We start from the raw sequence: 16750 nt of genomic DNA on the forward strand, positions 1-16750 counted from the left end.
TCAGCGCGGAAGGATCGCTGCCAGCTGGGTGCGAATGCTCGCGAGGATCTCCGGGACGCTCAACCCTGCGTTCACGGTCACCGCCATGTCCAAGAACATGATGGCCGTGACCACCCGAGCCAGGGTCAACGCCTCGGCAGGGGCGATCTGCGCCCGGTCGTTCAGGATGCCGGCGACGGCCTCCTCGGTCTGGACGACGATGGACAGCGCTTCGGCGTGATGGGGTTCGGTGGGATCGCCGAAGGCCATCTCCCGCAGGTAGGTGCGGCCGTTGTCGACCTGGACACGATTGCATTCCACGACCGGCGTGACCAGCGCGAGAACCCCGTCCAGCGCGTTGGATGCGCTCTCGGCGGCGGCGCGGCCGCGTTCCAGCGCCTCGACGTAGTGCGCGTTCTGGACAAGGAGCAGCAGTTCCCCCTTGGTCTTGGCATACAGAAAGAGGGTGCCGGTGCCGATGTCGGCGGCGTCCGCGATCTGCTGCGTGGTGACCTCATCCACGCCATGCTCGGCGAACAGCTCGCTGGCCGCCGCGGTGATGCGTTCGAGCTTGGCCTGCTTGTTCCGCTCGCGTCGCCCAAGCGCCTGGGACGCCACTGGCATCGTGCTCCTCCCGGAATAAACTATGACTAGCCTCAGTTTTGAGTGTAGTCACTGTTGCGTGGGCTCGAAGGTGCCCGTGCTCATTCTCCCACGGCGGTACGAGACGACCTGGCCTCGCACCGGAACAGTGGCCACCGCTTCATTGCAAAGGAACATCACCCGGTCATGACCTCCTCCTCTTCAATCTGGCAGCCGTTCACCCTCGGTCGACTCGAGCTCCCCCACCGTCTCGCACTGGCTCCCCTGACCCGCAGCCGCGCCAGCTCCGACGGCACCCCCAGCGAGCTTGCGGCGACCTATTACAGCCAGCGCGCGTCACTGGGCCTCCTGATCTCCGAGGGCACGCAGCCCTCGGACGACGGGCAGGGCTACTTCAACACGCCGGGGATCTACACACCTGAGCATGTCGCGGGGTGGCGGAAGGTCACCGATGCGGTGCACGACAAGGGTGGCCACCTGTTCATCCAGCTGATGCACGTCGGGCGGATCTCCCACCCGGACAACACCCCGCACCACCGGCAGCCGGTCGCCCCGTCGGCGATCTCTGCCGAGCAGGACATGTTCACCGCCGAGGGCCCGAAGAAGACCCCCGTGCCGCGCGAGCTCAGCGCCGGGGAGATCCACGACGTCATCGGCGAGTTCCGTCACGCCGCCGCCTCGGCGATCGCCGCCGGCGCGGACGGCGTGGAGATCCACGCCGCCAACGGATACCTGCTGCACCAGTTCCTGGCGCCCAACGCCAACCAGCGCACCGACGAGTACGGCGGGTCGATCGAGAACCGGGCCCGCTTCGTGATCGATGTCGCCCGGGCCGTCGCCGACGAGATCGGCGCGGACCGTACCGGCATCCGCATCTCCCCCGCCTTCCCGCTCGGCGGCCTCGATGAGGGCGACACCGAGGCCGTACGTGCCCAGTACCGCTTCCTCGTGGGCGAGCTCGCCAAGCTCGATCTGGCGTACCTGCACGTGCACCACCTGGGAGACGATGAGCTGCTGCGCTCCTTCCGGGACGCGTGGCCGAGCGCGCTGCTCGTGGTCCGGTACGGGCGTGAGCGCGAGCACATCGCCGACGACATCCACGCAGGTCTGGCCGACATCGCGCCGCTCGGCCGGTTCGCCATCGCCAACCCCGACGTGGCCGAGCGGCTCCGCACCGATGCCCCGTTCAACGACCTCGACGCCGACACGCTCTACACCGGTGGCGCCCGCGGGTACACCGACTACCCGACGCTGACCCACGCCTGACACCCACTCGCCCGCCACCTGAAGGAGAACGATCACCATGCAACCGGAGAGCCCGGGGAGTGGAGAGATCCTTGTGGCGGGCGGGCAGGCCCCGAGAGACATCCACGGTGCGCCGCGGCCACAGATTGCCGACTGGATCGACGAATCTGCGGAGACGCTCGCTCGGCAGGCGGTCCAGGACATCTGGGAAGCAGTCCCCGCTTACCGAGACAGCGGCCAGGAGGCTGACGTCGCGGCGCACTGCCGCCAGGTGTTCGGGATCTTCGCGCGCAGCCTCCGCGAAGGGCATGAGCCGACTCCCGAGGACTTTCCGTGGATGTCGAAGCACACCAGGCCGAGGTTCGAGGCCGACATCTCACTCGTCGACTTCCTCACCGCGTTCCGAGTCGGTCAACGCACACTCTGGGAGGGCCTTCGTGCCTACAGTGCTCAGTCGGATGAGGCTGCGGAGATGTTGTTGGGGATCGTCACCCAGCTGATGCGCCTGATCGAGGCAGGTAGCTCCGCTGTGGCGAGTTCGTACTTCGAGCTGCAGCAGCACCAGCTCGCTGATCTCCAGCGACTGCAGCGGGACGTACTGGACGACCTTCTGGACGGGCGAGCTCCACAGGGGCTGTTGGGCCAACGCATCCTCGCCGATGCCGGCCTCGCCGAGGACTCCACCTTCCTTCTGGTGGTGGCACGACCGGCAGCTGGCCAGGGGTGCAGTGACGACCTGTCCGAAGCCGTGTCGGCGGCGACCCTCGCCCTTGCGGGGGCCGGCATCTTCGTCGCCCGGCGCGGTGAGATGGTCGGCTTGATTCCGCTGCTGGACAGGACCGAGTCGGAGGTCACGCACTCCCTGCGCCGGTTCGCGGATGAGCTGAGTGCTCGGGGTACCGCGATGTCGGTCGGTTGCAGCACCGCCCAAGCGGGCCTCATGCTTGTCGCTGATGCCTATGGCGCGGCCGCCCTGGCTTGCGAATCGCTCGGGGGCCGCCGGGGGTTCGTGCCGATTGCCGAGGTCTCCCCTCTCACCTACCTGATCCGGCGACCCGACCCGTTCGCTCGTCGTCTCCTCAGGGACCATGTGGTCGCGTTCTTCGCCGAGGATCTCGCGGGCGACGGAATCTATGCCGACACACTCGAGGCCTACGCAGACAGCAACCTCAACGTCCGCGAAGCGGCGCAGGCCCTTTTCGTGCACGCCAACACGGTCTACTACCGGCTGGAGCGCATCGCCTCGAGCACCGGTTCCGACCTTCGCCGACTCGAGTCGCTCGTGGAGTTGCTCCTGGCCGTCCGGGTGCTGCGCGCAGGCTCGTGACAGGCGAGGCCGCACGGCTACATCATCTCGGCTACATCCTCTCCGCGCCGTCGCGGATGGCCGAGCGGATGCGCGGGTAGGTGCCACAGCGGCAGACGTTGCGGATCGTGTCCAGGTCGGCGTCGGTGACAGCGCGGCCCTCCGCCTTCACCCGCCGCACCAGGTCGACGGCGGCCATGATCTGGCCGGGCTGGCAGTATCCGCATTGGGCGACGTCGTGGTCGATCCAGGACTGCTGCATCGGGTGCAGGTCGGCCTCGACGGTATCTGCGAGTCCCTCGATGGTGGTGACCTCGTCGCCGGCGGCGATGTCTGCGACTCGCACCGCGCACGGGTTGAACGCCTTGCCGTTGATGTGGCTGGTGCAAGCCTTGCAGACGTTGATGCCGCAGCCGTACTTCGGTCCGGTGATGCCCAGGACGTCCCGTAGGACCCAGAGAAGACGTACGTCGTCCTCGACCTCGACGCTGACCTGCTTGCCGTTGACTGTGAACGTGTGTGTCGACATCTCGTGGTCCTAACTGACGAAGTCGAGGCCGTTGGTCGGCGACGGTGGGACGGACGGCGTGTACGGGAACGGCTCGAAGTGGAGCGGGCCCTTGTGGTTGATCGGGAACTGCGTCGGCATGGTGCCGGTGGCCGCCCAGTACGCATTGGCGGCAGCGCCACAGGCGGCGGCTACCCCGAACTCCCCCGCTCCACCCGGGCTCTCGTCGTTGGACTCGATCAGGTGGATCTCGAGCTCGGGCGGCGTGTTCCACTGTCGCGTGTAGGCGTAGTTGTCCCAGCTCGCCTCGAGGAAGTTGCCGTCCTTCAGGTGGACGCTGGAGGTGAAGACGATCGCCAGCGCGTCCATGATGCCGCCCATCATCTGCGCCTTCAGCCCGGTCGGGTTGATGATCAGGCCGACGTCGACAGCAAAGACGACTTTGGTGACACGGGGGCCGGTCACGGCCTTCCGGATCTTCCGGTTCACCGTCGCCGAGGTGGCGTCGACCTCGATCAGACATGCACTGAAACCGTGGTATTCGTTGTGGATCCCGAGACCCTGGCCGTGGCCGGCGGGCATCGACCGTCCCCAGTCGCCGGCTTCGGCGACGCGATCCAGGACCGCACGGGACCTATCCTTGCGGACGAAGGCGCGTCGGAGCTGGTAAGGATCCTGGTTGGTGGTTCGGGCGATCTTGTCGACCGTCACCTCCCGCGCGATCGCCACGTTCGGTGAGTAGATGTTGCGCATCGATGCGGTGTTGAACCGTCGGTCCACCAGCTCGTTGAGCAGCGATGTGGTGGCACCGAAGTTGTAGTGCGCTCCGGCAGTCAGGGAGTAGACCGTCTGCGACAGGGTGTAGTCGGTCACCGGAAGCTTCCCGGCTGCCGCCGTGACGATGTCGCCGAATCCGTGGCCGAAGTCGGTGCGGGCGCTGGTGTGCCGCTGTTCGTAGGTCAGAACCTGCTTGCCCAGCGTCGTTGCCCGCACACGCGACGTGCACATCGGATGCATCCGCCCGTGCCGACACGCGTCAGCGCGGTGCCACATCAACCGCACCGGTGCCCGCATCGCCTGGGACGCCAGAGCCGCGTCGATGGCGCCGTCGTGGAAGAGCTTGCGGCCGAACGACCCACCCCCGGTGACCACATTGATCGTCACTTGGCCCTGCGGCAGTCCGAGCTTCAACGCGATCTCCTGCTGGGCAGGGACCGGGGCCTTGAACCCGCCCCAGATCTCGGCAGAGTCCGCACGTACGTCGGCGATCGCACAGTCCGGCTCGAGCGAGGCATTGCTGGCGAAGGCGAAGGTGAACTCGGTATCGACGGTCTTCGCAAGGATCGGGACGCTGGGAACCAGCAGCGGCACCTCAGCCCGCTTGAGGTCAGCCAGCACATCGTCGTCGGAATCGGCGCCGACCGGTCCCGGATCCCAGTCGACATCGAGGGCTCGGATGGCATCGATGCACTGGCCGAAGGTGCGTGCCCGGATCGCGACGCCGGTCTCGATGACGGCGACATGGGTGACGCCCGGCATCGCGACGACCTCCGCCTCGTTGTTGAGCTGGCGGACCTTGCCGAAGATCGTCGGCGGCTTGGCGACCATACAGGGCAGGGCGTCGGCGATGTCGAGGTCCAAGGTGAAACGCTTCGCTCCGGTCACTGCGGCGCGCGCGTCCGTACGACCCATCGGCGACCCGACGATGTTGAGCTCGGACGTCGCCTTGAGCTCGGCCTCCACCTCGGTGGTCTTCGGCACCGCGGCAGCAGCGGCAAGATCGCCGTACGGGATCTTGGTCCCGTCGGGGGCGACCACCGCGCCTGCCTCGGTGTCGAGAAGGTTCGGGGTGAGCCCGCCCAGCATGGCGGCTGCGGCCTCGAGGAGCGCACCACGAGCGATGGCGGCCGCAGCGCGCACCGGGTAGTAGGTCGACATGGTGGTGTTGGAGCCGCCGGTCAACTGGTTCATGACCAGCTCGGGGCGTGCCTTCGCGAGGGTCACCTCGACCATGCTGACCGGGATGTCGAGCTCGTCGGCGATGATCATCGCCGTCGAGGTCACGATGCCCTGGCCAGCCTCCATGCGCGGAAGCGCGAAATGAACCGTGCCGTCCTCGCGCAGCTCCATCCAGATCAGGTGCGACGTCGGCTTCGCACCGTAGTTCTGCGCATCCCCGAGGTCGAAGATATCGGCTGGAAGATCGTTGCTGGGCACGGGAAGCGCGGTCAGCGCGCCAGCCTCGCTGGGAACATTCGAGTCCACTCCCAGGCGCACTGCCACCGCGAGTGTCGGTGCCGCCAACAAGTACCCGAGGACCTTGCGTCTGCCCAAGGCCGGCCCGACCCAGCCATCGGCTGGTGCCGCATCGTCCGAGGGGTGTTCGACCATGGAAGCCTCCGAGCAACAGTGGGTTCAGTCGCCGCGCCATCAGTGCGGGCCACCCCCGTACGGTGACACCGGTCACACAGGGACCGCCATGTGGAACGCCCCAATTCCGGAAGTCACATTTGGAGAGCACTCCAACCGCATCACTCGGCCTGGCGCCGTACTGATGGCGACCTCACCGCACCAGGCCCTGTCGGCTGCGGAACGCCGCCCAGGAAATCGAGGAACCGCTCAGCGAAGGCGTCGGGGACCTCGATCTGAGGCATGTGCCCGACCCCTGGGAACAGTTCCGACTCGGCCTTGGGGAAAGCAGCTCGTGCCGATTGCAGGTGGGTATGGGGAAGCACCCGATCGCGATCGCCCCACACCAGAAGAGTCGGGAGCTCGAGGTCCGCCGCCGCGCGGAGGAGGTCCGTGCGCCAGGCGGCGCTGACACCAGACAGCGTCGCCAGCGACCGCGCGATCTCCAGCATCACGCTCCCGGTGGCGGGCTGACGAGAGACCGCGAGTGCATGATCCACCCGCGCCTCGGTTGCAAGACGGGGGTCGACGAACAGCGTGCGCTCCGACACTCGTGCGAACCAACGTGGGAGACGTGCGGTCAAAGCCTCACCGATCAACGGCACGGCAAGCAGGCGCAGTGCGAGTGCGACCTCTTTCCCGAAGCCTGCGCTGTCCACCAGGGTGAGGCTCGTGACACGGCTGGGTTCCGTGACGGCGACCTGCATCGCAACGGCACCGCCGAGGGAGTTGCCGACCAGATGCACTGGCCGCGCCTCGCTGAGCTCGTTCAAGACATCGACGACCGCCTGGGCCAGGAATGTCAGCGTCGTCGGCTGCGGTGCACGTTGGGAAAAGCCACAACCAGGAAGGTCGAGCGCGATCAGTCGGCATCTCGAGGAGAGCCGAGGGAACTGTTCGGCCCAATCGTCCAGCGTCCGACCGATCCCATGGATCAGGACGACCGGTGGGCACTCGAGAGGCCCGGCGACCCGCACGCGTACACGCTGGCCCTGCACAACGACGAATGCCGGGCTACTCACCAAGCACCACCTCGAAGGCCTCGTCGACGGACGAGGACGTGGCTGCCGTCGGAGCCAGCTTCGTATCCGTGAAGCGCAGTTCTGGGTCGTCGATCGGGTCCTTGCCCAAGACGACCCGGTCACGGTTGAAGCTCTGTGGCGCCTCCCAGGGGCCGCGCGTGCCTTGCCTGGGGAACAGGTGCATGGCCCGGTTGACATAGCCCGTATCCATCTCCACGTAGCGCTTGAGCGGCATGGACCTGTCCGAAACCACTGGCGTCACGCTGGCGTGACCGTGCTCATCCATATAGGCGAGGAGGCGGCAGAACCATGCGGAGACGAGATCCGCCTTGAGAGTCCACGCCTGGTTCACATAGCCCACGGTGAAAGCGAAGTTCGGGACGTCGCTGACCATCAGTGTCTTGTAGACGACGTGGTCGGGTAGATGGACGTCCTCGCCGTCGACGGCTAGGGCGACCTTTCCGAAGGGCACCATCCTGAGCCCCGTGGCGGTCACGATGATGTCCGCCTCGAGCTCGGCACCCGACTCCAGCAGGATGCCGGACTTCGTGAAGCGGGCGATCTTGTCTGTCACGACAGAGGCACTGCCGTCGGAGATGGCCTTGAACATGTCGCCGTCGGGGACCATGCACATGCGCTGGTCCCACGGGTTGTAGGACGGGTTGAAGTGGGTGTCGACGGGGTAGCCCTCGGGGAGAGACGCGGCGTTGATCTTCCGCACGAGTGCGCGCATCTGCCTGGGGAACCGCTGGCTCAGCCCGTAGAGGACGTTCAACCTACGGATGTTGAACGCCCTGGCCAGGTCGTGGGCCGGCTTGGCAGGCAGGAATCGGCGCAGCGTGTTGGCGATCGGGTCCTGCCGAGGGATCGGGAGCACGTACGACGGGGAGCGCTGCAGCATCGTGACGTGATCGGCGCTCGCGGCGATGGACGGAATGAGGGTGACGGCAGTGGCGCCACTCCCGATGACGACGACCTTCTTCCCGGAGTGATCGAGGTCCTCGGGCCAGTGCTGAGGGTGGACGATCTCGCCGCCGAAGTCATCCCTGCCCTCGAACTCGGGGGTGTAGCCCTGGTCGTAGTCGTAGTAGCCGGCCGCTGAGAAGAGCATGGTGGCCGTGACATCGACCCGCGTCCCGTCGCTGGTGCGTTCGAGCGTGACGACCCAGCGCTCGTCAGCGGTCGAGAAGTCCGCCTTCAGCACCTTGTGTCCCAGGTGGATGTGTCGCTGCAGGTCGTTCTCCTCGACGGTCTCGTGGAGGTAGTCGAGGATCTCGTGGGCGTCGGCGATCGCGTTGTCCCGACGCCATGGCTTGAAACCGAAGCCGAAGGTCTGCAGGTCGGCGTCGGAACGGATGCCGGGGTACTTGAAGAGGTCCCACGTGCCGCCGATGTTGCTGCGCGCATCGACGATCGCGAACGCACGTCCCGGCTGCAGTCTCTTGAGATGGTAGGCGGCGCTGAGACCGGCGATCCCCGCGCCGACGATGAGTACGTCGACGTGGTCGAAGGCAACGGACGTGTGGGCTGAGGTTGTGGCAGTCATCGCGGGCTCCTCGTTGTTTCCGGGTTGGGGGTGGGTGCGGGGCTCAGGACGGGAGCATCGACTCGACCAGACCTGGGACTTCCGCCAGGTCCGGCACGGCCAGGAAGTCGGCCCGCTTATAGGTGGGGTCCGGGTAGCTGTAGTAGCCCGAGCCGGTGGCGACTCCCAGCGCACCGCGGTCAAGGAACCGTTCCTTGATGTACGCCGCGTTCCGGTTCATCTGCTCATCGCCGGACCTTGCTCCCCAGTAGGCGAGAACGTCATAGGCGGTCTTCATGCCGACGAAGTCGAACATGCCCATCGGACCGAAGTTCGCACCGTTGAGCATGAACGTGCGGTCGACGTCCTCGGGTGTGGCAACGCCGTTGGTCACCAGCGTCTGGGCGGCGTTGAGCAGTGGCACGAACCAGGTGTTGATGACGTAGCCGTTCTGCTCCTTGCGCACCGGGATGGGCCGCATGCCGATCTCGATGGCGAACTCCGTGACGGAAGTCAGCGTCTCCTTCGACGTGTCCGGATGGCTCATGACCTCGGCGACGTTCATGGCCCAGATCATGTTGGCGAAGTGGAGCGCGCAGAACTTGTCCGGCCGGCCGGTGGCAGCAGCGAAGTCCCGGGGCAGGAAGATCGAGCTGTTCGTAGCGATCAATGAATGCGCGGGCAGGACATCGGCCAGCTTCTCGTAGGCCGCGAGCTTGATGTCGGGCACCTCAGGCACGGCCTCGATCACGAGGTCCGCCTCACCCGCCGCCGCCTTCAGGTCCGTGCTGTAGGTGAGCCGTTCGCGCGTGGCGGCGATGTCACCCTCATTCGCCCCGACCTGATCGAGATAGATCCCTGAGTAGCCGTCGTGGGTGGCACGCGCTCTCTCGATGGCGTCTTCGGCGATGTCGTAGACCACGACGGTCTTGCCCTTGAAGGCGCTGTGCCAGGCGATCTGCCCACCCAGCACTCCTGCCCCCAGCACTGTGACCCGATTGAGATCTGACACGTGGATCCACCATCCTGTCGATTCGAGGACGCCCGACTGGCGTGACGTCCATCACAAGATGGCAGAGGAGGTCGCCTGCGAACTTGCCTTCAGGCGACACAGATTTGTCATCTGACGCCAGCAAGGCGGACCCAGCGATCACTACGCGCGCCGGGCCGGCTCCTGCCCTGGGTTCTGGCCCCGCCGCTGACGAAGAAGGTCGCGGGGAGCGTGACCGAACCAGCGTCGACATGCGCGGGTGAAGCTGCTCTGTTCGGCGTACCCCAGCGCGCGCGAGATCTGAGCAGCCTGCATGCCGGTCGCTGCCAGCTCCCATGCCGTGGCGCGGCGAAGATCGTCGAGGATCTCCTCGAAGCTCGTCCCCTCTGCCGCAAGCTCGCGCTGGAGGGTGCGCTCGTGGATCGATACCGCCCGGGCGACCTGGCGCAGCCCGATCTCGCCGACCATCATGAGCCGCCGGGTGACGTCGCGGATGTGCTCGGCCAGAGCGACCTTGGGATGCAACCTGCTCAAGTAGTCCTCGGCAAGTTCGGCAGCCACTGCGTCACGGTGATCGATGGCGCGCCGGAGGTCATCCGGTGCGAGGTGGATGCCGTTGTGGTCTTGACCGAAGACCACCTGGCAGCCGAAGACGTTCTCATAGCAGCCGACCGCCGCGAACCGTTCGTGCTGGAATGTAACTCGCCGGGGCGTGAAGCCATCGCCCATCATGATCCGCAGCACGTGCATGGCCAACGCCTGGCTTCTCTCCACCATCTGGCGCCGGTCGAAAGGACTGTCCAAGATCGTCGAGTACGAGTAGACAGCGGATCGGGAGCCCGATCCCGGAATCAGCTCGGCCGTGTCGGCCGGCGCAATGTTGCCCAGGAACTGACAGCATGCCGACACCGCGTCACCCACGGTCTCAGCGTTGCGGAGAATGACACCAAGGGGGCCAAGGACTCCGATGCCCTGCCTGCCGCCTAGGCGCAGCCCGACGTCCGGGACATCCAGCTGACGCGCCGCGTGTCCCAGTACCGCGGCCGCATCCGCATAGCGGACGTAGCGGTCGAAGTCATCGATCGCCCAGGGATCTATGCCGTGGGCCAGGAGCAGCTCATCCGCGTTCCCGCCGAGCTCGTCGATCAACTCACGAGCGCCTGAGATGACCGTGGCGCGTATGAGGCTGGTCACAGTCAACGATTCTCGAGCACCCGCTCACCCAAGACAAGTGGCCAGGCAGAGGACAGCAGCGAGGTCCTCTGCCTCCACGTGACCGATGAACGAGGTTCAGCGCGAGGCAACTCGCCGCTGCCAGACGATCAGCACCGGCGGGGCGACGAGCTCGAGCACCACCGCTGTCACCGAGACCGGATGGGGCCGGCCAGCCTGTTTCCAGGACCACGTCCGAGCAAGACCGCCGACGAAGAGCGCGGCCAGCGCAGAGGTGAGTGCCGGCGAGTTGGTGTCGACGCGTGGGACCTGTGACCACATCACAGGTCCCACGGCGAGCTTGAACACGTTGGCGTAGCGAAGGGCACTGTCCACCGTCGGGGTCACCTCCGGCGATCCGCCTGGCACTCCTCGAGGGCCGAGCACGATCTCGCGTGCGGCGCTGGCGGTGGGGATAGCCGCTAGCACCGCGAGGGTCCACTGCAAGCGTCGTCGGCTACGCCTCTCGGGGGCGGGGCCCGTGAACTGAGTGCTCATTTGGACGTGGTAGCGGCTGCGAGCACCGCATCGTTGACGGCGGTCGGAGTGACCGACGTGAGCGCGAGCTGCACACGACTGACGTTGTCGGTCCGGTAGCGACGCCTGGGATGAGGTGATGTGAGCGCACGATCGACCGCCGCCACGACCTTCTTGGGATCGCCTGCGAGCTTCTGCATCCGGCCCAGGAGCTTGCGCGTGCCAACCAGGTGCGATGCGTACAGCTCGGAGTGCGCCGGGCTCAGCTGTTTGGTCATCCGGTCGTAGTCATCGAGCGCGTCGCCCCACATGTCGGTGCGCGTGGGCCCGGGCTCGATGAGTGAGACTCGGATCCCCCAGGGACGCACCTCCATCCGCAGCGCATCGGCCAGGGACTCGAGCGCATACTTCGATGCACTGTAGGCGCCGGTGCCCGGCGCGGTGATCAAGCCGCTGACCGAAGACATGAACACCACCCGACCGCGGGCCTCCCGAATCTGCGGAAGCACAGCCTGAGTCACCCCGATCTGGGCCGTGACGTTGACGTCCAGCTGCCGCCCCAGGTCATCGAGCGATATCCCCTCGACGGGACCCTGCACGATGATCCCGGCATTGTTGACCACGCCATCGAGCACCGGCGGGAGCTGCTCGCCCAGGCCCGCGACGGCGGACCGATCGGTGATGTCGAGCTGGATCGGATGCACGTTTGGCAACCGGCCGAGATCGCGAAGGTCGGCAGCCGAGCGAGCAGTCGCGTACACGTCCCAGCCCCGATCGCTCATGTGCTGGGTGATTGCCAGACCGATCCCTCGGCTTGCACCTGTCACCAGTACAGACGGCATGTGTATTCCTTCTCTCTAGGCACGTCCTTGTACGACGTCACGAAGCCCTCCCGCCACGACTGGCTCATCATGAGGGGCCCCTTCCTGAGCCGTTCTGCATTTTAGATTACGTTCGTACTATAATCGCTAGCGGACGAACTGACAATGGAACGTGCGAGCGCGTCGTTCATCCCGGTGATCCGTTGCGGCCTTGCGCCCACGTGTAGGCGTACACACCGTCGTCCACCGTGCGACCGGCTCCGCCCACCTCCAGTGGGCGGAACGTGTCGACCATGACCGCGAGCTCGTCGAAGAACTCTGCTCCGAGCGACCGCTCCATCGCGCCGGGCTGAGGGCCGTGAGCATGGCCGCCGGGATGCAGGGTCACCGAACCGATATCGATTCCTGAGCCCTTGCGTGCCTCGTAGTCGCCACCGACGTAGAACATCACCTCGTCGCTGTCGACGTTGGAGTGGTAGTAGGGAACGGGCACCGCGAGTGGGTGGTAGTCGACCTTCCGGGGGACGAAGTTACAGATCACGAAGTTGTTGCCCTCGAAGACCTGGTGAGCCGGGGGCGGCTGGTGGACTTTGCCGGTCAGCGGCATGTAGTCCTCGATGTTGAACGTGTACGGATAGAGGCAGCCGTCCCAGCCGACGACATCGAACGGGTGGGTGGCGTACGTCATGGTCGTCCCGACGATGCCTCCTGGACCGTTACCTCGATGCTTGACCAGCACCTCGACGTCGGACCCCTCGCCCAGAAGCGGCTCGGCCGGCCCGTGCAGGTCGCGCTCGCAGAACGGTGCGTGCTCGAGCAACTGGCCGTAGCGGGAGAGGTATCGCTTGGGTGGGGCGATGTGTCCCTGGCCCTCGATGGCGTACAGACGGTTGAGGTCCGCCGGCACCCAGCGATGGGTCGCCGCACGGGGAATCAGGACGTAGTCACCGGTCCGGTACGGCAGGGCGCCGAAGACGGTCTCGACGATGCCGGAGCCCGACTCGACGTAGACGCACTCGTCCCCGATCGCGTTGCGGTAGTAGGGCGAGATTGCGCCGGCGACCACGTACGAGATCCGGACGTCGCCGTTGCCGAGCACCAGGCGCCGGCTGGTCACCGCATCGGTCCCGTCCGGGCTGCTGTCGCGGAAGAGATCGTGGAGCGTGAAGTGGATCGGCCGGAGGGGATGGTTCGGAGCGGTCGCCTGGTCCATCAGTTCCCACGTCGCGGTGGCGACGATCGCTGACGGGATCTCGCGGTGATAGAGCAAGGAGGAGTCGGAAGAGAATCCTTCCTCGCCCATCAGCTCTTCGTAGTGCAACCGGCCATCGGCGTCCCTCATCTGGGTGTGCCGGTGCCGAGGGATGTCACCCAGGTGGCGGTAGAACACGAGTCGTCTCCTTACAGATGGTGGTCAGCACGCCGCGGCGTGCGGTGATGTAGGTGCCAGAGGCCGAAGGCCGAGAGCCTTGAATGCGATTGCCACACAGGGGCCGGCGGTCAGGACGAACAGCACGGTCCCAAGCCCTGCCGGTCCCCCGAGCAGCCAACCGGTGGCCAGCCCGATGCCTTCGGAAAGGATCCGCGCCGACCCGATGCCCAGACCGGTTCTCAGATGCACGGCCAGCATCAGCCCGTCGCGGGGACCCGAACCCAGATGCGCCCCGACATAGATCGCGCATCCAATTGCGAACACGACGATTCCGGCGGCAAGTGCACCGAGCCGAACTGGCAGCCCGTCCGAGGGCAACGACGCGAGTGCTGGCAGGTCGAGCAGGACATTCAGAGCGACCCCGATGATCAGGACGTTCAACAGCGTCCCTGCCCCAGGACGTACGCCCAGGAGTGCCACGATCGTGACCAGCAGGACTCCGACCCCGATCGACGCCGTTCCGACACCGATCCCGAGGCGGTCTGCCAGAGCGATGTGGAGGACCTCCCAGCTGGCGACCCCCAGGTTCGCGCGGATGCTGAGCCAGATACCCGTCGCCGCGATGAGCAGACCCACCGCGAGCTGGATGAACCGGCCGCCACGGCTCACCGGCCAATGTCGGCTCACGAAAGCGCATTCGCGGTGCTGCCCAGCGTGCGGTGGACCGCTGCGAGGACGTCGTCCGCGTCGGCCGACGCCAGACACGCTGCGATGTGCGCGTCAGGCCGAACCAACCAGACCTCGTCGGCGCCGAGCCCGAGTGCGCGCCCGAGGTCATGGTCGAGCTCGTCGACTCCGCTGACGTACACATGGGCGGAGGCGGCCGCAACCGCGTCACGAACCTGACCGACGTCGACCGCTGTCCCGCACAGCAGGGTCATCCCGTCGCGCAGCCGCCGTCTCAGGCGGTCCGGGCGTCCATCGACGCTGTCGTACACCTTGTGGTCGGGAATCAGCACGCCCGGCGCACATGGCGGCGTCGTGCCGCGCGGTGGACGGTCGGACGCTGGGCGGTCGACGCTCGGTGTCGTGAGCGGCGAGTCGGAGTACCAGAACGGCTCGGCGAGTCGTCCGGAGTCGACCTCGGCCCGTGACATCGGGTCGTGGCGTGCCGCTTCGAGCACTCGGCGGCGATGGTCCTGCTCGGTGGCGGTGTGCGGGACCAGGAAGTTCATCGTTGCTGTCGTGACGTCGATGTTCTCCAGCGCGGCCGCGTGCCGCTCGTCGTGATAGCTGTCGAGAAGGCTCTCCGGAGCCCAGCCATGCAGCACGAAGGCGACCTTCCAGGCCGCGTTCTCAGCGTCTTGCACACCGCTGTTGAGACCGCGCGCGCCGAACGGCGAGACCAGGTGGGCTGCGTCGCCGGCCAGCAGCACCCGCCCGACGCGCATCCGGTCCACAACCCTGGAGTGGAACCGGTAGACCGAGCTCCACATGACCTCGTACTCGCGGTCGCCGATGATCTGGCGGATGCGCTCGTCCAGCGAACCGGACCGCTCCGCCTCGGCGAGATCGAACGTCTCCGGCACCTGCCAGTCGATCCGGAACGTGGAGTCGGGGCAGGGATGGATGAGCACTTGGCGACCCGGATTCCACGGGGGGTCGAAGTAGAACCGGCGCTCTTGGCCCCAGCCCGGCAGGTCCGTGCGGATGTCGCAGATCAGGAATTGGTCGCCGAAGGTCGAGCCCTCGAACGTCAGTCCCAGTTCCGCGCGGAGCCGATCGCTGCGGGCGCCGGTGCACGCGATCACGTACGACGCTGCGATACGAACCTCGCCAGACTCGGTGACACACGTGACCACGGCCCCGGAGTCGTTCTGAGCGATCCCGGTGGCCCGATGACCCCACCGAACGTCGATACGAGGGTTGGTCTCGATCTTCTCGTCGAGGATCTCCTCAGTGCGGCACTGCGAGATGTTCACGAACGGTGGGAACGGCGACTGGCCCGGGTCCTGGAATTCGATCGTGAACAGCTCATGGTCCTGATGGAACGTCGTTGCCCGGGTCCAAGTGACGCCTTCGCGCGCGATCTGGGCCCCCGCGCCGCCGAGGCTGTCCCAGATGTCGAGGACGTCGCGCTGCTGGCAGATCGCCTTGGAGCCGACCATGTCCCGTTCTGGGCGTGCATCCAGGACGATGACGGGCAGGCCCCATCGCGCCAGGAGTAACGCCGCGGTCTGGCCGACGGGACCGTCGCCGATGACGACAACCGGATCCTCTGAGTAGCTCATGCTGGTCATGACTCCGCTCAGTCCTGGAGCCGGGCCCAGACCTCGCGGTCGCGTTCGGCGGTCCAGATGCTCGGCCAGTCGGTCCCGGAGAGCTCTTCCCACAGCCGTGCCACGTCGAACGGTAGGCAGTGCTCGAAGATCGGCCACTTCCCGAACTGCGGCGACAGGGCCGCGTGTGTCGCCTCGAACGCCTCCTTGAGCGTCCCGCCGCGGGCCTGGATCGAGCCGACCTCGTCGATCATCGTGGTGAGGAACCCACGGGTCTGCTCGATGGCGGCCGACACGGCGTCCGCCCCTCGCGCCACCGCGCCCCGGCCGCCGACGAGCTGCTCGGCACCGAGCGCCGCAATGCCGTCCAACGTTGCGCTGGACCAGTCGCGGTGGAACGCATCGCCGGTGTAGAGCGCCGCCTGAGCCTCCACGAGGTCGCCGGCGAACAGGATCTTCTGCTTCGGCACCCAGGCCACGATGTCGCCGGCGGTGTGCCCTCGACCCAGGTGCTGGAGCACCAGGTCACCGCGATCGCCCCCGAGGTCGATCGTGAAGCGGTCCGAGAACGTCGTGGTCGGCCATGTCAGCCCCGGAATGGATTCAGGTTCGTCGAACAGCCGCGGCATGCGGCCGTACTCCGAAGCCCAGTCCTGCTCCCCTCGTTCGGCGATGAGCACCTTGGTCTGCTCATGGGCGACGATCACCTCGGCGTCGAACGCACTGGCTCCGAGGACGCGAACCGCGTGGTAATGCGAGAGCACCAGGTACTTGACGGGCTTGTCAGTGTGCTCGCGGAGCATCGTCAGCCATCGGCGAGCTGCGACCGGGGTCGCCAGCGCCTCGAAGCACACCACGAAGTCCTCGCCCTCGATCGCGCCGAGGTTGGGGTCGCCCTCGGCTGTGAGGGCATACACGCCATCAGCGAGCACCTCGAGGGTCTGGTCCTTCGCGGCGAGGTCTGCGGATGAGGCGAACGGCTTGCTGGACATACGGTTTCT

15 protein-coding genes are annotated in these 16750 nt (G+C 66.5%); 2 read left to right on the plus strand and 13 right to left on the minus strand.

The genetic code is table 11. From position 1 onward, the window contains the following. Nucleotides 1-603 carry a helix-turn-helix domain-containing protein gene (locus OG801_RS01505; protein ID WP_350843594.1) on the minus strand — a complete coding sequence of 201 codons (603 nt, stop codon included), beginning with the start codon at nucleotides 601-603 and terminating at the stop codon, nucleotides 1-3. A 165-nt stretch (nucleotides 604-768) separates the two neighbouring features. Here OG801_RS01505 and OG801_RS01510 point away from each other — a divergent pair, with 165 nt between their 5' ends. Beyond that, nucleotides 769-1848 (plus strand): alkene reductase, encoded by a 1080-nt coding sequence (locus OG801_RS01510; protein WP_406033117.1) that lies wholly within the window; start codon nucleotides 769-771, stop codon nucleotides 1846-1848. Nucleotides 1849-1885: 37 nt separating this feature from the next. Beyond that, nucleotides 1886-3154 carry a PucR family transcriptional regulator gene (locus OG801_RS01515; RefSeq protein ID WP_406033119.1) on the plus strand — a complete coding sequence of 423 codons (1269 nt, stop codon included), beginning with the start codon at nucleotides 1886-1888 and terminating at the stop codon, nucleotides 3152-3154. Between the two features lie 31 nt (nucleotides 3155-3185). Here the strand turns inward: OG801_RS01515 and OG801_RS01520 are convergent, their stop codons facing one another. From OG801_RS01520 to OG801_RS01575, 12 genes are all read right to left on the minus strand, one after another. Then, nucleotides 3186-3662: a (2Fe-2S)-binding protein gene (locus tag OG801_RS01520; RefSeq protein ID WP_406033121.1), complete on the minus strand. Its 477-nt coding sequence runs from the start codon at nucleotides 3660-3662 to the stop codon at nucleotides 3186-3188. Between the two features lie 9 nt (nucleotides 3663-3671). Continuing rightward, nucleotides 3672-5858, minus strand: a complete 2187-nt coding sequence (locus OG801_RS01525) for a molybdopterin cofactor-binding domain-containing protein (protein WP_406033123.1) — start codon at nucleotides 5856-5858, stop codon at nucleotides 3672-3674. Between the two features lie 314 nt (nucleotides 5859-6172). Further along, the gene (locus OG801_RS01530; RefSeq protein WP_406033125.1) at nucleotides 6173-7072 is read right to left on the minus strand and encodes an alpha/beta fold hydrolase; all 900 of its coding nucleotides are present in this window, start codon (nucleotides 7070-7072) and stop codon (nucleotides 6173-6175) included. Beyond that, a complete protein-coding gene (locus OG801_RS01535; protein WP_406033127.1) occupies nucleotides 7065-8618 on the minus strand; it encodes a flavin-containing monooxygenase in 1554 nt (517 codons plus the stop codon). The genes OG801_RS01530 and OG801_RS01535 overlap by 8 nt, the downstream gene beginning before the upstream one ends. A 43-nt stretch (nucleotides 8619-8661) precedes the next feature. Then, entirely contained in the window at nucleotides 8662-9609 is a 948-nt protein-coding gene (locus OG801_RS01540; protein ID WP_406033129.1) for a 3-hydroxyacyl-CoA dehydrogenase, read from the minus strand. 141 nt (nucleotides 9610-9750) lie between these two features. Continuing rightward, nucleotides 9751-10737, minus strand: a complete 987-nt coding sequence (locus OG801_RS01545; RefSeq protein WP_406033131.1) for an AraC family transcriptional regulator — start codon at nucleotides 10735-10737, stop codon at nucleotides 9751-9753. Nucleotides 10738-10878: 141 nt separating this feature from the next. Continuing rightward, nucleotides 10879-11247, minus strand: coding sequence for a DUF4345 domain-containing protein (locus OG801_RS01550; RefSeq protein WP_406033132.1), 369 nt, complete (start codon nucleotides 11245-11247; stop codon nucleotides 10879-10881). A 47-nt stretch (nucleotides 11248-11294) separates the two neighbouring features. Beyond that, entirely contained in the window at nucleotides 11295-12059 is a 765-nt protein-coding gene (locus OG801_RS01555; protein ID WP_406033134.1) for an SDR family NAD(P)-dependent oxidoreductase, read from the minus strand. Between the two features lie 226 nt (nucleotides 12060-12285). Continuing rightward, complete coding sequence (locus tag OG801_RS01560; protein WP_406036323.1) at nucleotides 12286-13440, minus strand: homogentisate 1,2-dioxygenase; 1155 nt, start codon at nucleotides 13438-13440, stop codon at nucleotides 12286-12288. Nucleotides 13441-13512: 72 nt separating this feature from the next. After that, nucleotides 13513-14157 carry a YitT family protein gene (locus tag OG801_RS01565; protein ID WP_406033136.1) on the minus strand — a complete coding sequence of 215 codons (645 nt, stop codon included), beginning with the start codon at nucleotides 14155-14157 and terminating at the stop codon, nucleotides 13513-13515. Next, a complete protein-coding gene (locus OG801_RS01570; RefSeq protein ID WP_406033137.1) occupies nucleotides 14154-15761 on the minus strand; it encodes an FAD-dependent monooxygenase in 1608 nt (535 codons plus the stop codon). The genes OG801_RS01565 and OG801_RS01570 overlap by 4 nt, the downstream gene beginning before the upstream one ends. A gap of 17 nt (nucleotides 15762-15778) precedes the next feature. Next, nucleotides 15779-16741, minus strand: a complete 963-nt coding sequence (locus OG801_RS01575; protein WP_406033139.1) for an MBL fold metallo-hydrolase — start codon at nucleotides 16739-16741, stop codon at nucleotides 15779-15781. Nucleotides 16742-16750 lie beyond the last annotated feature (9 nt).

The organism is Nocardioides sp. NBC_00163 (assembly GCF_045206295.1).
Classification (GTDB): domain Bacteria; phylum Actinomycetota; class Actinomycetes; order Propionibacteriales; family Nocardioidaceae; genus Nocardioides.

Bases quoted from the DNA above. Each gene is read 5' to 3' on its own strand.
- OG801_RS01560 (WP_406036323.1), bottom strand. From the start codon at position 13,440: ATGAGGGACGCCGATGGCCGGTTGCACTACGAAGAGCTGATGGGCGAG.
- OG801_RS01575 (WP_406033139.1), bottom strand. From the start codon at position 16,741: ATGTCCAGCAAGCCGTTCGCCTCATCCGCAGACCTCGCCGCGAAGGAC.
- OG801_RS01535 (WP_406033127.1), bottom strand. From the start codon at position 8,618: ATGACTGCCACAACCTCAGCCCACACGTCCGTTGCCTTCGACCACGTC.
- OG801_RS01520 (WP_406033121.1), bottom strand. From the start codon at position 3,662: ATGTCGACACACACGTTCACAGTCAACGGCAAGCAGGTCAGCGTCGAG.
- OG801_RS01515 (WP_406033119.1), top strand. From the start codon at position 1,886: ATGCAACCGGAGAGCCCGGGGAGTGGAGAGATCCTTGTGGCGGGCGGG.
- OG801_RS01510 (WP_406033117.1), top strand. From the start codon at position 769: ATGACCTCCTCCTCTTCAATCTGGCAGCCGTTCACCCTCGGTCGACTC.
- OG801_RS01555 (WP_406033134.1), bottom strand. From the start codon at position 12,059: ATGAGCGATCGGGGCTGGGACGTGTACGCGACTGCTCGCTCGGCTGCC.
- OG801_RS01505 (WP_350843594.1), bottom strand. From the start codon at position 603: ATGCCAGTGGCGTCCCAGGCGCTTGGGCGACGCGAGCGGAACAAGCAG.
- OG801_RS01570 (WP_406033137.1), bottom strand. From the start codon at position 15,761: ATGAGCTACTCAGAGGATCCGGTTGTCGTCATCGGCGACGGTCCCGTC.